Origin of the sequence: Aureimonas frigidaquae, from assembly GCF_001463905.1 — a bacterium.
Lineage (GTDB): Bacteria > Pseudomonadota > Alphaproteobacteria > Rhizobiales > Rhizobiaceae > Aureimonas > Aureimonas frigidaquae.
In genome coordinates, this window is sequence record NZ_BBWR01000009.1 from 94,651 (window position 1) to 108,316 (window position 13,666).

Annotated in this window: 9 protein-coding genes; 7 read left to right on the forward strand and 2 right to left on the reverse strand. The window is 67.5% G+C overall.

The window, feature by feature from the left end; translation table 11 throughout:
• Position 1 precedes the first annotated feature (1 nt).
• From AUL30_RS10420 to AUL30_RS10430, 3 genes are read left to right on the forward strand one after another with little or no spacing between them, the layout of a single operon-like run.
• On the forward strand, positions 2–1,669 hold the full coding sequence (locus AUL30_RS10420) for an MlaD family protein (RefSeq protein WP_062227823.1): 1,668 nt from the start codon (positions 2–4) through the stop codon (positions 1,667–1,669).
• Between the two features lie 59 nt (positions 1,670–1,728).
• On the forward strand, positions 1,729–2,313 hold the full coding sequence (locus AUL30_RS10425) for an ABC-type transport auxiliary lipoprotein family protein (protein ID WP_244490790.1): 585 nt from the start codon (positions 1,729–1,731) through the stop codon (positions 2,311–2,313).
• A 32-nt stretch (positions 2,314–2,345) separates the two neighbouring features.
• Positions 2,346–3,257, forward strand: a complete 912-nt coding sequence (locus AUL30_RS10430; RefSeq protein WP_062227888.1) for an NAD(P)-dependent oxidoreductase — start codon at positions 2,346–2,348, stop codon at positions 3,255–3,257.
• 105 nt (positions 3,258–3,362) lie between these two features.
• On the opposite strand, the gene AUL30_RS10435 is transcribed toward AUL30_RS10430, so the two are convergent.
• The gene (locus tag AUL30_RS10435) at positions 3,363–9,902 is read right to left on the reverse strand and encodes an apolipoprotein A-IV repeat region-like domain-containing protein (RefSeq protein ID WP_062227824.1); all 6,540 of its coding nucleotides are present in this window, start codon (positions 9,900–9,902) and stop codon (positions 3,363–3,365) included.
• A 400-nt stretch (positions 9,903–10,302) separates the two neighbouring features.
• On the opposite strand from AUL30_RS10435, the gene AUL30_RS10440 reads away from it, so the two are divergent.
• Together AUL30_RS10440 and AUL30_RS10445 are read left to right on the forward strand one after the other, a co-directional pair.
• Complete coding sequence (locus tag AUL30_RS10440; RefSeq protein WP_062227825.1) at positions 10,303–10,683, forward strand: hypothetical protein; 381 nt, start codon at positions 10,303–10,305, stop codon at positions 10,681–10,683.
• A 32-nt stretch (positions 10,684–10,715) separates the two neighbouring features.
• Positions 10,716–11,036 carry a 2Fe-2S iron-sulfur cluster-binding protein gene (locus tag AUL30_RS10445; protein ID WP_062227826.1) on the forward strand — a complete coding sequence of 107 codons (321 nt, stop codon included), beginning with the start codon at positions 10,716–10,718 and terminating at the stop codon, positions 11,034–11,036.
• 4 nt (positions 11,037–11,040) lie between these two features.
• On the opposite strand, the gene AUL30_RS10450 is transcribed toward AUL30_RS10445, so the two are convergent.
• On the reverse strand, positions 11,041–11,655 hold the full coding sequence (locus tag AUL30_RS10450; RefSeq protein ID WP_062227827.1) for a DUF922 domain-containing Zn-dependent protease: 615 nt from the start codon (positions 11,653–11,655) through the stop codon (positions 11,041–11,043).
• 210 nt (positions 11,656–11,865) lie between these two features.
• Between AUL30_RS10450 and folP the strand changes: the two genes are divergently transcribed.
• Together folP and folK are read left to right on the forward strand one after the other, a co-directional pair.
• Complete coding sequence (folP, locus tag AUL30_RS10455) at positions 11,866–12,642, forward strand: dihydropteroate synthase (RefSeq protein WP_244490793.1); 777 nt, start codon at positions 11,866–11,868, stop codon at positions 12,640–12,642.
• Positions 12,639–13,142 carry a 2-amino-4-hydroxy-6-hydroxymethyldihydropteridine diphosphokinase gene (folK, locus tag AUL30_RS10460; protein ID WP_083507848.1) on the forward strand — a complete coding sequence of 168 codons (504 nt, stop codon included), beginning with the start codon at positions 12,639–12,641 and terminating at the stop codon, positions 13,140–13,142. The genes folP and folK overlap by 4 nt, the downstream gene beginning before the upstream one ends.
• Positions 13,143–13,666: the final 524 nt, after the last annotated feature.

The following is a 13,666-nucleotide window of genomic DNA, read 5'->3' on the forward strand; positions in this document are numbered from 1 at the left end:
CATGGAAAATCGCGCGAATTACATTCTGGTGGGCGTCTTCACGCTGGCGATCCTCGCCTTGAGCTTCGGCTTCATCTACTGGTCGGCCAATGTGTCGGATGCCAATAAGCGGGTGCCGCTGATCGTCCGGATCGAGGGCTCCGTATCCGGCCTGTCCGTCGGCAGCCAGGTGCTCTTCAACGGCCTGGCCGTCGGCGCCGTCACCAATCTGCGGATCGATCCGAACAATCCGCGCGTCGTGATCGCCACGACGCAGGTGGATCGCACCACCCCCATCACCACGTCCACCGCCGCCACGCTCGGATCGCAGGGGCTGACCGGCGTCAGCTTCATCGGACTGACGGGCGGCAATGTGAACGACCGCAACATCATCGAATCCGCCATGGCCGAAGGCGCGACGCCCGTCATCCGCGCCAGCCCGTCCGATGTGACCGACATTCTGGCCACGGCGCGCGATATTTCCGAACGCGCCAACAATATTCTGGGTGAATTCGAGCGGCTGGTGCAGGAGATCGGCCCGGCCGTCCGCACGACAGCCAACAACATCGCCGCAACGTCCGACCACGTGGAAGTCTTCACCGCGAGCCTGGCGCAGAATGCCGACCAGATTCCGGACTTCGTGGCGAGCCTCGGCCGCCTGGCCGAAAGCGCCAACTCGGTGGCGCTGCGCCTGCCGACCTTGATCGACCGCGCATCGGAATTTATCACGGCGCTGAACGTGGAGTCGGTGAACAGCTCGATCGAGAATGTCGCCGCCATCACCCAGTCGGTGCGGGACCAGACCGGCAACATCACCGCCACGGTGGAGCAGGTGGCCACGGCCGCCCGCAGCTTCGGCGCCGTCGGGGAGACGATCAACCGCAACCTGTCCTCGGTCGACCAGTTCGTGGCCAATCTCGGCCCGATCTCCGAGCAGGCGCAGAGCGTCGCCGGGCGGCTGGACACGACGCTCCAGTCGGCGGAGGGGCTCGTCGCCTCCATCGACCCGGCACAGGTCCGCGCCACGCTGGACGGCGTGCGCGGTTTTGCCGACGCCTTGAACGCCCAGTCCGGGGCGCTCGGCTCCATCTTCGGCGGCACGCAGACGGTCCTGTCGTCGCTCGCAACCGCCCTGAACGGCCTGAACGGCACGCGCGCGCAGATCGACGAGATCATCGCGGGGATCGACGCCGACGACGTGACGCAGGTGATGAACAACATCTCGGCCGCCAGCGCCAACATCGCCAGCGCAGCGGATTCGGTCGGCGGCGTCGCGCGGGACATCGGCAACCGCCGCGAGGATATCGACCGCATCATCACCAATGCGGAAGACATCAGCACCAACCTGCGCTCGGCCTCGGTTCAGGTGCAGACCATACTGGACTCGGTCAACGGCCTCGTGAACAGCCCGGACGGGCAGGGCCTGACGGCCGAAGCGCGCGCCACGCTGCAGTCCATCCGGCAGACGGCCGATATCGTCCGCGCCAATATCGGGCCGATCGCCGCCAATCTGCAGAGCTTCTCGGGCCAGGGGCTGAACGATGTCCGCTCGCTGATCCGTGAAGCATCCGGGGCCATATCGCGCATCGAACGTGCCATCATCGGACTGGCCGACAATCCAAGCCGCATCATCTATGGCGGGACCGGCTCCGGCCAGGTCCGTGAGTTCGATGGTCGGACACGGCGATGAAGCCGCTGTCGACCACCGCCATGACGCTGAGCGGCACGAGGGGGAGTAACAGGATGACCATGATGATGAAGCCCGTGCTCATGGCCGGCCTGGCTGCCCTTCTGGCAGGCTGCGCGTCGCTGTCGAAGCCGCCGCAGACCTTCGACCTCGATGCGCCGCAAACGGCCGGCAACGCCCCCGCTTCGCGCACGCAGGTCCTGGTGCCGGAGCCCACGACGACCGGGACGCTGGACAGCCAGCAGATCGTCGTCATGCCGACGCCGCTGACCATCGAGTATCTGGGCGCGAGCCAGTGGAGCGACCGCCTGCCGAGGCTGGTGCAGCTTCGGCTCGTCCAGGCGCTGCAGAATTCCGGGCGCTTCGGCGCGGTCGGCCTGCCGGGCCAGGGCCTGGCGATCGACTACCAGGCCGTCAGCGAGATCCGCCGCTTCGACATTTCCTATACGACGGGCCAGCCCGTCGCCACGATCGAGATTGCCGTCAAGGCGCTGGACGACCGAAGCGGGGTCGTCCGCGCCACGCGTGTCTTCCGTGTCAGCGAACCGCTCGCAGGCGGTGACAACCCCAGTCTGGTCGCAGGCCTGAACGGCGCCTTCGAGCGGATTGCGGCAGAAATTGCCGGATGGTTCGCCAGGGTCACCTGACGCGCCGGCCGGCCGCACCGGGAGGACGCATGATGACGACGCAGGACGCAAAGCCCACAGTGGGCTTTATCGGCCTTGGCTATATGGGCCACGGCATGGCCCGCAACATCCTGAAAGGCGGATACCGCCTGATGGGGCTGGCCAATCGGCGGCGGGAGGCGATGGACGATCTCCTGGCCCATGGGGCGGCCGAAGGGCGCTCCGTCCAGGACATTGCGCAAGGCTGCGACATCGTCGTCCTGTGCCTGCCGGGATCGCCGGAGGTGGAAGCCGTCGTCGCCGGGGCTGATGGTTTGCTGGCCCATGCAAGGCCCGGCCTCGTCATCATCGACTCTTCCACCTCCAACCCCGTCTCGACCCGCGGCCTGGCCGCGTTGGCGGCGGAAAAGGGCGTCACCCTTATCGATGCGCCGCTGAGCCGCACGCCCGTCGAGGCCATGGCCGGAACGCTCGACACGATGGTGGGCGCGGACGATGCGAGCTACGCCATCGTGCAGCCGGTCATCGATTGCTGGTCCGGCCGCATCGTGCGCACGGGCGTGGTCGGCTCCGGCCACACGATGAAGCTTCTGAACAACTTCCTGTCGCTCGGCTATGCCGCGCTTTACGCGGAAGCCCTCGCCATCGGCGCGAAGTCCGGCGTGTCCCCAGAGACGCTGCATAAGGTGATCAGCGGCGGCCGGATGGATTGCGGCTTCTACCAGACCTTCATGAAATACGTGGTCGGCAAGGACCCGCAGGCGCATAAGTTCACACTGCGCAACGCCCACAAGGACACGCGCTACCTCGTGTCATTGGCCAACGAAGCCGGGATCGCCAGCCATATGTCGAGCGCGGTCAAGAACGGCTATGCCACGGCCGAAGGCATCGGGCGCGGCGACGATTTCGTGCCCGTCCTCGCCGATATCGTGCGGGAGCTGAACGGCTTGCCCAAAGCCGACTGATACCGCCGACCGGGCGATGCAGCAAACGAAAGGGCCGCGGCGATGCCGCGGCCCTTTCGTTTGTGATCGGGCGGCCCGAACGGGCCGCCGGGGGGCTGTGAGCCTTCAGGCCTGGCCGAAGCGGCCGGAGGCGTGGGCGAGCATGGTGTAGACCTTGCCCGTATCGGAGACGAGGTACTCCTGCACGCGCTTGCCATCGGGCTCGCGGCGCTTGAGGTCGTTCATCATGGCCTCGAAGTCGCCGATGTAGCGATCCACCGCATGGCGGAAATCCTGCTCGCGGTGGTAGCGGCGGCGGATTTCGTCAAAGGTCTGCTGGCCCTTCATCGTGTAGAGCCTGCGCGTGAAGACATTGCGCTCGCCCTGGCGGTAACGGTCCCACAGCTCGACCGAGGCGTCATGATCAATGGCGCGGACGATCTCGACCGAGAGCGAGTTGAGCGAGTCCACCACATGGGCCGGCGTTCGCGCGGGCTGGGCCTGCGGCCGATCGGTCGCGAAGGCGGCGTTCAGCGCGGATTCCAGCTCGTCATCCTCCGGACGCTCGTCCTCGTCGCTCGAGGCGCGGCGGATCAGGTCGGAAACCCAGCTCCGCCCCTTGGCCTGCCCGCCGGCGGCCGCGCCGCCCTGCGGCGGCGTCGGCGCGACGGGCCGGGCCGCATAGACCGATGGCTGCGGCCGGGGCTCGACCGTGCCGCGCATGTCGCGGGCAAGGTTGCCCTCCGCCTGGATCGACCCCATGGCGCGGCGCTCGAACTCGTCGGCCGCGCGCAGCTGTTCCTGCTCGTCGGCAACGGCCTGGCGCGGCGCGGGCGCCGGGGCCGGGGCCGGGCGCTGTTCCCGCGGCGCGGCGGCCTGCTGCACCACGGGGGCCGCCGGCTGCGGAGCGGTGGCACGTGCGGCCCGGACATCCAGCGTGCGGCCGGACTGGGTCACGATCTCTCCCAGCTCCTTGAGGGCGCGGATCTGGTCGGACACGGCCCGACGCATGGCATCGGTGCTCTGGCGTGCTTCTTCCGGAAGGTCGAAGACACCGCGCTTGATCTCCTGGCGCGTGGCGTCGAGGTCGGTCCGCAGCGTCGCAGCGGTCTGCCGCATTTCCTCGGTCGCCTGCAGGAAGCGGCGATTGGCATCGTCGAGGGCGGAGGCGAGCGCCTCGCGAACCTTGTCGACAGCGGTCGCCGAGTTGCGCTGCGTCGCCTCGATCCGGCGGCTGACGACTTCCTCCAGCGAGCGCACCGTCTGGGCGATGTCGGTCGAGCTTTGCGACAGGCCGGCGGCCAGCGTCTCCAGCCCGGCCCGGCGCTCTTCGAGCGTATGGCCCATGCCCGACTGGACATTGTCCAGGAGCTGGGCGGCCTGCGCCAGCGCCTCGCTTTGCTCCGCAAGCCGCTGAGCGATGCTGTCGCCCCGCGTGGCAGCCTCTGCGCTGAGCGTGTCGAGGCGGTCGATCTGGCCGTCGAAGCGGCTGCCCGACTGCTCGATGACCGAAACGGCCTTGTCGGTGCCGTCGGAGAAGCGCTCGGCTGTCTGCGTGAAGCGCTCTTCCAGGCTTCCGAGGTCGCCCGTGGCGTCCGCGACCAGCTTGCCGAGCACGCCGCTGACCTGGCCGATCCGCTGGACGAGCTGAGCCGCTTCCTGCGTCAGGCTGCGCTGCGCCGTCGCCACGATGTCCGCCGCCTCACGCGAGCTACGTTCGAGCTGGCTTCCGAGCTCCGACGAGGAACCGGAGATTTCCTCGACAAGCTGGCGGGCATGGGTGCGGAAGCTTTCCAGAAGGGCGGCGTTCTCGCTGCGCAGCCGGTCGGCGGCATCCTGGGCGCTCTCGCCGATGGCGGAGGCGATGGCGTTGCCTTCGTCCGACAGGCGGGACAGCAGCGGCCGGGCCTCTTCGTCCAGCAGGCGGGCGATCTCGGCATTGCGGCGGCCGAGCATTTCCTCCAACTCCTGGACGCGTTCGGCAAAGGCCGCACCAAGGGCCGCGGCACGGCCGGCCAGGCTGTTCTCGTTGGCTTCCACGCGGCGCGCCAGCTCGTTGGCAAAGGCGCTCGTGGCTTCCAGAACCTGATCGCGGGCGCGGTCGGCCTCCAGCCGGATGGCGGTGGACACGCCGGCCAGCGCGTTGGAGATATCGCCCGTATCGCGCAGGAGGATTTCGCGCGCTTCCCTTGCATCGTCGATCATGCGGCCGGATACGGCACGGGAGGTTTCCTCCGCCTCGCCGCGCAGCTTGTCGCCGGCCTGGCCGATCTCCTGGCCGATCGACGCGGCGACCCCGTCCAGAATGTCGGCAAAGCCCTGTGTGCGCTGGTCCAGATCGCCGCGCAGCGTGGCAGCCCGCTGGTCCATCTGCCGCAGGGCCTCGGCAATGCCGTCCAGCATCTGCGAGGCGCCGTCGCCGAGCGTGGAGCGGGCTTCCTCGGCCACCTGACGCACACGGTCGGCCACCTTATCGAGATCGGAGCCGACATCGAAGGACCGGTCCGCAAGCTCCGCGCGGATGATGTCGACGCGCTCGGTCAGGACACGCGCTGCCTCTTCGACGCCGCGGGCCATGGTCTCGGCATTGCTGGTCACGGTCTGGCGCGAGCTTTCGCCGACGCTCGACAGCATGGTGCCGGCGCCCTGGATCGCCTCGGCCAGAGCACGGGCCTCTTCGGCCAGGCGACCGCGTGCGCCGTCGGTATCGGCGCGGAAGCGCTCCGACAGGGTTTCGAGGTTCTCGACGAAAGCGCTGGCCATTTCCGCCAGGCGCTCACGCGCCGCCTCGGACTCCTTGCGCATGGCGAGCGAGGCGCCGGACAGGTGCGTGACGAACTGCGCATTGTCGGATTGCAGCGACTGGCGTGTCTCGTCCGCCGCGACCTGCAGGCGGGCCACCGTCTGGTCGACTTCTGCCGTGAGGCGCTTGATATCGTCCTCGAAACGCTGGCGGGCTTCTTCGCCCGAACCGTCCAGGGCCGAGCCGATCCGGGCGATGCTCGCCGTGAAGCGTTCTGCCTGCTGGTCGAGCTCGGTGCGGGCGGCCGTCGCCTCGCGGACCATATCGCCCGTCGCGCCAAGGACAGCCTCGCGAACCGCATCCGCCACCTGGGCCGTGCGGCCGGCGAGGGTGCGTTCCACGCTGGCGAGGCCGCGCTCCAAAGTCTGCGAAATGGCCGTGGTGCGGCTTTCGAAGGACTGGTTGATCGCGTCGGTGCCGGCCGACAGGGTCGCCTCGAAATCCTGCTGGCGGTTTTCGAGCGCCTTGGCCAGGCGGTCATCCGCCTCCACGAAGGCGGCGCGCAATTCGGCCACGCGGTCGTCGAGTGTCTGGGCAAGGTCCGCATTGCTGCGCGACAGAGCCGTGCCGAGCAGGCCGGCCTTTTCGTCGAAGTCCGACAGGAAGGAGGAGCTCGTGCCGTCGAACAGGCCGCGCACGGAGTCGAGGCGCTGGTCCAGCGCCTGCAGAAGGCCGCCCTTGAGGTCCCCGCCGGCGCCCTGGATCTGCATTGTGCGGGTTTCGAGGCCGGCCATCAGGCCGCGGAGCGTTTCGTCCATGGACTGGATGACAGAGGCTGCCGAGGATTCCACACCGGCGGAGAACTCGCGGTTGCCCGTTTCCAGCGTCTTGGCGAGCACCGCGGCGGAGCTGTCCATGCCGGACAGGAGCCGGCTGCGGCTTTCGTCCACGACCGCCCGCAGCGCATCGACCTTGGCCGCCAGTTCGGCGGTGATGTCGTCCAGCGTGCCGCTGATGCCGGCTTCCAGCCGCGCGGCATGTTCGCTGATGTGCCGGGCCAGCTCCTGGCGCTGGGCGTCGGCAGCAGTGAGCGCCTTTTCCAGGCGGCGGATGGAATCGGTATCGATGGCGCTGTTCTGGGCTTCCAGCGCCTCGACGATACGGCGACCGGCCGAGACGAGGGCCTCTTCGCCGCCGGACATGCGCAGCGTGATCTCCTGCGAGATCGCCTTGGCGCGGCTGTCCATGTTTTCGAGGAGCTGGCTCGACTGGCCTTCCAGCGTATCGGACAGGGATTTGGTGCCTTCCTCTAGGAAGAGCGCCATGGCGTTGCGCCGCTCTTCCAGGAGCGAGGCGATCAGGCCCATCCGCTGCTCGAGGCTCGTTTCGAGCATTTCGCGATTGTCTTCAACAAGTTCGATGATCTGCCGCGAACGATCGCCGATCTTGTCGGCCAGGAGTTCCGTCTTGCCCTCGAAGCCTCGCAGAAGGCGTCCGTCGACATCTTCCAGGAGCGCGGCGAGGCGCTCCACATTGCGGTCGATCGCCTTGTTGATGGCTTCGCCATGATGATCGAGCGTCCCGACCATGGCTTCGCGCACCTCTGCAAGGGAGACGTCGAGGCCCGTGACGCGTTCCGACAGGGTCGCCGTGATGTCCTCGACCCGCTCGCCGATGCGGCCCGCCAGCGTGCGGGAGCGTTCGTCGAAATCGGACAGGAGACGTTCGTCCACGCCCTGCATCAGACGGTTCAGATCGGCCACGCCCTTTTCGATGGAGGTGGTGACGGCCTGGCCCCGCTCTTCCATGGTGGAGGCGATGGTCTGCTGTGCCAGGGCGAGGGAGGTTTCGATATCGCCCAGCCGGTCGCCGGCGACCGTGTCGAACGCGCGGGTGCGCGCTTCCAGCACGGACTGAATCTCCGCGATCTGGCGGGTGAAGGCCTCCTGCGCGGCTGCCAGCGCCTCTGCGGCGCGCTCGGCAAGGTTGGACTGCCCGTCCGCGAAGGACTGGCCGATCCGGTCGCCGTGGCTGCGCATATCGGCGCTGATGCGCTCGGCGCCCGCGTCCAGCGAAGCGCCGATCCGGGTGAAATTGCCCTCGATAGCGTCGGCGTGGCGGCCGAGCGTGGCGGCGAGGGGCGCGCCCTTGGAATCCAGCGTCTGCTCGAGCTGGTTAATGCGCTGTTCCAGGCGCTCCAGAACGTCCTCTCCCTTGCCTTCCAGCAGGAGCGAGGTGCGCAGCAGCTTCTCGTCGAACTGCTCGTCGATGAGGCCGAGGAAACGGTCGGCCTCGGCGCTGAGCGCCTTGAGCCGGTCTTCCAGCGTGCCGGCCACCGTTTCGGTGAGCCGCGTGCCTTCGGCCCCGATCCGGTCGGCACGCTCGCTCAGCATGCTGTCCAGCGTGGTCAGGAACAGCGTGTTGTCGACGCTCCAACTTTCCGTGCCGGTGCGCAGCGCTTCCCCGATACGCTCGTTGGCGCTGGCGATCGCATCGTGGATGCGCTCGCTGAGTTCGGTCGCCCCGCGGGTCAACTCCTCCGCCTTGCGCTCCAGCTCGCCCGAACGCTCCTCGATCAGGCGGTTCACCGCAGAGGTGGCCTCCTGCAGGCGGGTGCCGGCCTCGTCCGCCGTGCGGGCGATTCGCTCGGCCAGTTCCTCGCCGGTCGCGTTGAGCGTGGTCTGCGTGGACTGGCTCTGCTCGGCGAAGAACTGCGCGAGCTGGCGGCTCTGCTCCTCGTAGCGGCGGGTGATCTCGTTCGTTCGATCGTCCAGCAGCTCGGAGAAGCCGCGCGCCGCCGTCTCGATCCGCTCGGCGGCGCTTTCGGAAGCGCCCTCTACATCGTTGGACAGGCGTTGATGCGAACCCATCAGGAGCGAACGGACCTGTTCGGCATGGCTCAGCATGGCCTCGCGCTCGGTGCTGAGTTCTCCGACCAGGCCGCGAATGCGGACCTCGTTATCGGCAAAGGCCCGTTCCAGGGCGGCGACTTCCGTCGAAATGCGCTCTTCCAGGGCTGCGACCTGATCGCTCGGCAGGGCAGCGGCGGGCAGCGCGACGGGGTCACTCGCGCGTGCCGGCTGCGACTCGTTCAGGCGCAGCGCTACTTCGGCGAGCGAACGGCTCATCAGCCGCAGATCCTGCATGCGGCGCACCATCACGCCGAAGCCGAAGATCATCAGGGCCGGCAGGACGCCGCCGGCCACCATGGCGGCGCTCGCCGTCAGGAGATCGACCCCTTCCATCGCACGCCCGCCGAACAGGCCGTAGACGGAAACGCTGGCAAGACCCAGCCAGGCAATGCCGCCGAGCCCGCCCAGGACCACCGGGCGTGCGGAGGCGCGGCGGCTCAGGAGCCCGTCGGCCATGACGGTGGCCGAACGGCGCTCGTCATTGGCCGCATTCTGTTGGTAGGGCGTGGCCCCGAACGGCTGGGGCGAGGGGATATCGGCACGCGGACGGCCGGCATCGCCGCGCGTGGCAGCATAGGCTCCCGCGGCGGCGCCGGCGGCCAGTCCCGCGGCGGCAGGCTCGGGGATCAGATCCGGGGCGTCGGGACGGGCGGCCTGCAGCGTATCGGCATCGCGGTCCCAGCCGAAATCGGCCAGTTCCTCATCGAACAGACCGGGCGCTTCGTCCTGCGGCTCGATGGCCGGTTCCGCGCCGAGCGAAGGGGCCTGCGTTGCCGCGGCGTCGCCCGTCTCGGAGAAGGCGTTGCGCGCTTCGTTCAGGTTTCTGTCGAACTCGTCGAAGACGAAGTCGAAATCCCCTTCGTCGTCGGGAAGGTGATCGCCGCGCGGCGGGGTGCCGGCCTGCGTGCCGGCTGGGGTGGACGTCTCGAAATCGGCTTCGCGGAAGGCTTCCTCGAGCTCCATCTCGATCATCGCTTCGTCTGAAAGCTCGACCGTTCTGATCTTCGACATCTGCGCCGCCTTGTTCGTTTCCTGTCCAGCCGCCGCTCACGATCGAACAGCGGCCGGCGCGAGCCCTTCGTCACGTCCTGCGTGCTAGAGGGGCATTCCCGCCAAACTATGGTAGAGGCGGTGCCGGGGGTTGGGAACCGCTAAACCCTTGGCCCGCCCCAAAGTTTAAACATAAGGTTAACGCGCCTTAACAAATGCCACCGACCAGCCGGCATAGGCCTTTGCCACCAGTGGGTTACGCGTTTTCCTTCTGTTTACCATATAGGCAGATGCTGTGCCGAGGGGAGGATCCCGTCGCAAATTGGGCCGTTTCCTCCCCGCAGGATGCGCAGAGCAGTTCGACACCGGTGGGGGAGCCGGTCCGATCGCTCCGCCGACCGCCGCCGAGGGGAAACATGCCATGACACGCACTGCCGCTGCCGCCACTTTCGTGAACGCCCTGCCGGAGGCTTTCGGTGAGCCGCCGTCCCGCGGGCGGGCGATCGATCTCGTCTTCCTGTCGCGCAAGACGGGCGGTGATCGCAAGGTGGAGCGCGATGTCCTGGCCCTCTTACGCTCCCAGATCGCGCTCATCCTGCAGCGTGCCCCGCACGGCACGCGGGATGAAGTCCGGCAGATGGCCAATGCCATCCGGGGTGCGGGCCGGCATGTCGGCGCCTTTGCGGTGGCCGACAGCGCGGCGGCGCTGTCGCTGGCAACGACCGAGAGCTTCCCCATGGCCTACGACGCCTTCATCGACGAACTGGAGCGTGCGGCAAGCTTCCTGCGCTCACTCGATTGACAGGCGCGGCCCATCGGGCCAAAGCCTCTGCCATGACCGAGATCATCTTCGTTTCGCCTGATGGCACGCGCTATCCCGTCGAGGCAGCCGACGGCGCCAGCGCCATGCAGGCGGCCATCCGCGCCGACATTCCGGGCATCGACGCCGATTGCGGCGGCGCCTGCGCCTGCGCCACCTGCCACATCTATGTGGACGGTGCCTTTGCCGACGCGCTGCCGCAGCCCGAAACCATGGAAGAGGACATGCTGGACTTCGCCTTCGACGTTCGGCCCACCTCGCGCCTGTCGTGCCAGATCCGCATCACGCCGGACTTGCGCGGCCTGACGCTGCATATCCCCACCCGTCAGGGCTGAGCCTTCAGTCCGCCGCCTGCGCGGGGGAATCGGCTCTCAGCCTGTCGCGCAACAGGCGCCGCAGCCGCAGCGACATCTCGTGCGATTCCTGCCGGTCGAATTCATGCTGGGCACGTTCATGCCCGTCCAGATAGCGGTTCGTCGTCCGCGCAACGAGCGTCTCCATGGCATGGCAATCGCGCTGCGGCGCAAGGTTGCGCACCGCCATCTCCATGCGGGTAACCCAGTTGCGCGCAATGTCTGCATGTTGCTGCTCGTGCCGCGCGACGTCCCGCTCCAGCGTCTCCCACAGGAGCACCACGACCGGGTCGGGCTTGCGCGGGCGCTTCCAGCGCGGAAGGATGATCTCGGTCCGAAGCTGGAAGTTGGCAACCGCGACACGGCAGCGGGTGCCATCCGGGCGGTAGTTCACCTGGCCGTCGAAGGTGACGGAAGTCGCGCCCGGATGCCCGGCATCGCCGCCGCCTGTCATGGGCCCGTTGCGTGCCAAGGATCGGTCCAGCTCCTCCAGGGTGGCGCCGGTGACGGTGAAATGTCGGGTCCGCTCGGCAATGTCGGCGGCACTTGCGGCCTGGGACGCGCAGGCGCCGAGGACAAGGGCAAGGATCACATTTCGCATCTATCGACTCCCGCCCCCGCTTGCTGCATCAGCGTATGATCAGGCTAACGCATCCTGGGCGGTGAGGCGAAGAAACAGGCCCGGATGCGCCATTGGATTGCAGAGAGCGTTAATGCGAGGTGTGTTGTGGCGGGCGATCCGGCAGATAACTCAAAGTTGTGGCAGCTCGGGCACGGCCGGCACCTCGACCTGGCCGGCCCGGCCCGGCTGATGGGCATCCTCAACGTCACGCCGGACAGTTTCTCGGATGGCGGGCGTTTCGAGGGGAATGTGGACCTGGCCGTCGCGGCTGCGCTGCGCATGGTGGAGGAGGGCGCCGACATCATCGATATTGGCGGGGAATCGACCCGCCCCGGCGCAACGCCCGTATCGCCGCAGGAAGAGCAGGACAGGGTGCTTCCGGTCATCGAGCGCCTGTGTGCATGCTCCGACGTGCTCATCTCGGTCGATACCTATCGTGCGGAGACGGCCGAGCGCGCCGTCGCTGCCGGCGCCCATATCGTCAACGACGTCTATGGCGCGCAGAAGGACCCTGCCATGGCAGAGGTCGCCGCGCGCACCGGCGCCGGTCTCTGCCTCATGCATACGGGCCGCGAGCGCACGAAGCTGCCGGACGTGATCGACGACCAGTTCCATTTCTTCGAGCGCTCCATGGAGATCGTGGCGAAGGCCGGCATCCCGCGCGACCGCCTGGTCTGGGACCCGGGCTTCGGCTTTGCCAAGGAGCGCGATGAAAACCTCGCCCTCATGGCCCGCCTGCCGGAGCTGCGCGCCATGGGGCTGCCGATCCTGGTCGGCACATCGCGCAAGCGCTTCGTCAGGGGCGCCATCGGCCGCGAGGAGCCGGAGCCCGATGTCGCCACGGCGGCGACCAGCGTGTTGCTGCGGGAGCGCGGCGCCCACATCTTCAGGGTGCACGCCATCCTGCCCAACCGCGATGCGCTGCGCGTGGCGGACGCCGTCCTTGCCGCCGGAGTGCGCGCGTGACCCGCGCCTTCATCGGCCTTGGCGGCAATATGGGCGACCCCGCGGCCAGCATGGCACAGGCGCTACGCCTGCTCGACAGCTCGGCCGGGGTGCGCGTATCCAAGGTGTCGCGCCTCTACCGCACGCCGCCCTGGGGCAAGCTGGACCAGGCGGAGTTCCGCAATGCCTGCGCCGAGTTGGAAACCGACCTCGCCCCGGCGGCCCTCCTGGATCTCGCGCTCGCGCTCGAACAACGCCTGAAGCGGGTTCGGCTGGAGCGCTGGGGGCCGCGGACGATCGACATCGACGTCCTGGCCTATGGAGAAGCGCGCGTCGAAACCGACCGCCTCACCCTGCCACACCCGCGTATCCGCGAACGGGCCTTCGTCCTGATCCCTTTGGCCGAACTGAACCCGGACCTGAACATCGAAGGCCACCCGGTTCGCCACTGGCTAAAAGGGCTCGACGCAGCCTGCATCGAGGCCGTGACGGCCGATGGTGGTTGGTGGACTGAGGTCTGACAGAAGGCGGGCAGTGCCCTTCTTCCTGATCGAACTTGCTTCGCGTCAGTCCTGCAAAGCAGTATGGCGGACGGTTCCGTCGTCGCATTCCATCTTCATCCCGATCGCTAGGACGAGCGCCTCGCCGACCGCAAAGGAAATGGTAATATTCAGCTCCGTCAGATGTTCCTCCCTGGCACCCTTGGCGCCGTCCGGGAAGGCGCCGGTGTGAGTTCGCCTGCCGTGAGAGGGGCTAGCCGACATCCTCAAGGTACAGGACGAAGCGGCATCAACTACCGAGTCGGATTGAGGATATAAGCTAGCCTGTGCTTACTGTAAGGCCCGAGTTGAAGCGCTGGACATGTATCGGCGGGAAATCCGTCTACCAAGCATATACCTACAAAATGACTATCTAAGAATTAATCTGTGTGAAAACTAAGCCGAATATATTTTATTGCCTGCTCTGCGGATTCATTTCTGTTGCAGCGGAACCATTCATCCTTCCTGGCTGGGCTTGTATCAGGATGCCGGTTCACCTCGTGGGC

What these genes read in the sequence shown, in the direction of transcription:
- AUL30_RS10420 (WP_062227823.1), top strand. Translation starts at nt 2, where the DNA reads ATGGAAAATCGCGCGAATTACATTCTGGTGGGCGTCTTCACGCTGGCG.
- AUL30_RS10425 (WP_244490790.1), top strand. Translation starts at nt 1,729, where the DNA reads ATGATGATGAAGCCCGTGCTCATGGCCGGCCTGGCTGCCCTTCTGGCA.
- AUL30_RS10430 (WP_062227888.1), top strand. Translation starts at nt 2,346, where the DNA reads ATGACGACGCAGGACGCAAAGCCCACAGTGGGCTTTATCGGCCTTGGC.
- AUL30_RS10435 (WP_062227824.1), bottom strand. Translation starts at nt 9,902, where the DNA reads ATGTCGAAGATCAGAACGGTCGAGCTTTCAGACGAAGCGATGATCGAG.
- AUL30_RS10440 (WP_062227825.1), top strand. Translation starts at nt 10,303, where the DNA reads ATGACACGCACTGCCGCTGCCGCCACTTTCGTGAACGCCCTGCCGGAG.
- AUL30_RS10445 (WP_062227826.1), top strand. Translation starts at nt 10,716, where the DNA reads ATGACCGAGATCATCTTCGTTTCGCCTGATGGCACGCGCTATCCCGTC.
- AUL30_RS10450 (WP_062227827.1), bottom strand. Translation starts at nt 11,655, where the DNA reads ATGCGAAATGTGATCCTTGCCCTTGTCCTCGGCGCCTGCGCGTCCCAG.
- folP (WP_244490793.1), top strand. Translation starts at nt 11,866, where the DNA reads ATGGGCATCCTCAACGTCACGCCGGACAGTTTCTCGGATGGCGGGCGT.